We start from the raw sequence: 2,036 nt of genomic DNA, 5'->3' as shown, positions 1-2,036 counted from the left end.
GGCTCAGGTCCTCAACATCATGAAGGATCTTCAGCGCGAACGCGGCCTGACCTACCTCTTCATCTCGCACAACCTGGCCGTCGTGCGCCATGTGGCCGACCAGGTCGGCGTCATGTATCTCGGCCGCCTCGTCGAGGTGGCCGACAAGGCCCTGCTGTTCGCGCGCCCGCTGCACCCTTACACACGCATGCTGCTGGATGCGATCCCCGACATCCACATGAGCGGCCGCGCCCGCACGCCGGTGCAGGGCGAGGTGCCCAACCCGCTGAATCCGCCGAGCGGCTGCAGTTTCCACCCACGCTGCCCGCTGGCCAATGTGCGCTGCAAGGCCGAGCGGCCGGCGCTGCTGGAGATCAAGGGTGTGCGCGTGGCCTGCCACGCGGTGGAAGAAGGCCGGGACTAGCGCGCAGGGCCAGACGCCGGAGCAGAGGCCGCGCCGGCCGGCTTGGGCAGCGTCAGCGGCCCCTTCTGCCCACAACCCATGAGGGCGGTAAGGGTGATCAGCAGGACACCTAAACTGGCGGCAGTCTTCTTCATCCGCCCAGTTTATGCCCCTGTCCGACGCCGATTACCACGCCAAGGCCCACGCCCTGCTCGCTCGCATCGAGGAGCAGATCGATGCCTGGCTCGAGGCCGACGTGGTGGACATCGACACCCATCGCACCGGTGGCCTGCTGGAGCTGAGCATGCCCGGAGGCAGCAAGATCGTGCTGAACACCCAGCCCCCGCTGCAGGAGATCTGGCTTGCGGCGCGCTCGGGCGGCTATCACTTCAAGTGGGACGGCTCGCAATGGGTGGACCGCGAAGACCAGGAATTCCTCGCGCGCCTGTCGCGCTGCGCAAGCGAGCAGGCAGGCCAGGCGCTGGCGTTCAGCACCTGAGCCGCTATCTCTTGAAGAGGTCCAGGATGGACTTCTTCTCGTCCTCGGTCGCCGCGCCAGGTACCGCCGCGGGTTCGCTGGACAGTTCACGCACGCTGTTGCCGGTTGTGTATTCCTCGTAGAACCACTCGCCATTGACGTTGACGATGCCTTCCGGCGGCGTGATCTCGTCGACGGGCTTGCCCTTCAGTGCAAAGCCCATGTACTCGATCCAGACCGGCAGGCTCAAGCCTCCGCCCGTCTCGCGGTCGCCGAGCTTGCGCGGCTGGTCATAGCCGATCCAGACGATGGCGACGAGATCCTTCTGGTAGCCGGCGAACCAGGCATCCATCGAATCATTGGTCGTGCCGGTCTTGCCATAGATGTCGGGACGCTTCAGCGTCGCCTGGGCGCGGGCTGCGGTGCCGCTGCGCGTGACCTCCTGCAGCAGGCTGCTCATCAGGAAGGCGTTGCGTGGCTCGATGGCGCGGGTGTCGTCGGTCAGCGTGACGGGCAGGGCTTCGTAGAGCAGCCGGCCCTTGTTGTCGGTGATCCTGGCGATGAGCTGCGGGCTGACGCGATAGCCGCCGTTGGCGAATACCGCATAGCCCTGGGCCATCTGCATGGGCGTCACCGAGCCGGCGCCCAGGGCCATGGTCAGATAGGCAGGGTGCTTCTCGGCCTCGAAGCCGAAGCGCGTGATCCAGTCCTGCGCGTAGCGCACGCCGATGGAGTGCAGCACGCGAATGGAGACCATGTTCTTGGATTTGGCCAGCGCCGTGCGCAGCGGCATCGGGCCTTCGAACTTGCCGTCGTAGTTCTTGGGCTCCCAGGGCTGGCTGCCGGTCGTGCCGGCGTCGAAGAACAGCGGCGCATCGTTGACGATGGTGGCCGGCGTGAAGCCCTTCTCCAGCGCCGCCGAGTAGATGAAGGGCTTGAAGCTCGAACCCGGTTGACGCCAGGCCTGGGTCACATGGTTGAACTTGTTCTTGTTGTAGTCGAAGCCGCCGACCATGGCGTGCACCTGGCCGGTCTTCGGGTCCAGGGACACGAAGGCGCCCTCGACCTCGGGCAGTTGGGTGACGGTCCACTCGCCGCCGTCCTTCTGCTTGGCGCCCTTGACGACGCGGATGACGGCGCCTCGGCGGATGCGGGTCTTGGGATTGCCCTTGTCGG

The 2,036-nt window shown here is 66.2% G+C and carries 4 protein-coding genes; 2 read left to right on the top strand and 2 right to left on the bottom strand.

Annotated features, from left to right (window positions below):
* Positions 1–403: oligopeptide/dipeptide ABC transporter ATP-binding protein (locus ACXJKR_RS30885; protein WP_457326096.1), on the top strand; the 403-nt coding region annotated here is incomplete at its 5' end.
* Here the strand turns inward: ACXJKR_RS30885 and lptM are convergent.
* Positions 400–537 carry an LPS translocon maturation chaperone LptM gene (lptM, locus tag ACXJKR_RS30880; protein ID WP_082532972.1) on the bottom strand — a complete coding sequence of 46 codons (138 nt, stop codon included), beginning with the start codon at positions 535–537 and terminating at the stop codon, positions 400–402. The genes ACXJKR_RS30885 and lptM overlap by 4 nt on opposite strands.
* An 11-nt stretch (positions 538–548) precedes the next feature.
* Between lptM and cyaY the strand changes: the two genes are divergently transcribed.
* Positions 549–881 carry an iron donor protein CyaY gene (gene cyaY / locus ACXJKR_RS30875; RefSeq protein WP_082532973.1) on the top strand — a complete coding sequence of 111 codons (333 nt, stop codon included), beginning with the start codon at positions 549–551 and terminating at the stop codon, positions 879–881.
* A gap of 4 nt (positions 882–885) precedes the next feature.
* Here the strand turns inward: cyaY and ACXJKR_RS30870 are convergent.
* The coding region (locus ACXJKR_RS30870; RefSeq protein WP_457326095.1) for a penicillin-binding transpeptidase domain-containing protein at positions 886–2,036 on the bottom strand (1,151 nt) is incomplete at its 5' end.

This window comes from Roseateles sp. P5_E11, from assembly GCF_054049355.1.
Note: the sequence above shows the minus strand (reverse complement) of the source record. Positions and strands in the feature narration are given on the sequence as shown.

Excerpts from the sequence above, each read along its gene's own strand:
- lptM (WP_082532972.1), bottom strand. The coding sequence starts at position 537 with ATGAAGAAGACTGCCGCCAGTTTAGGTGTCCTGCTGATCACCCTTACC.
- cyaY (WP_082532973.1), top strand. The coding sequence starts at position 549 with ATGCCCCTGTCCGACGCCGATTACCACGCCAAGGCCCACGCCCTGCTC.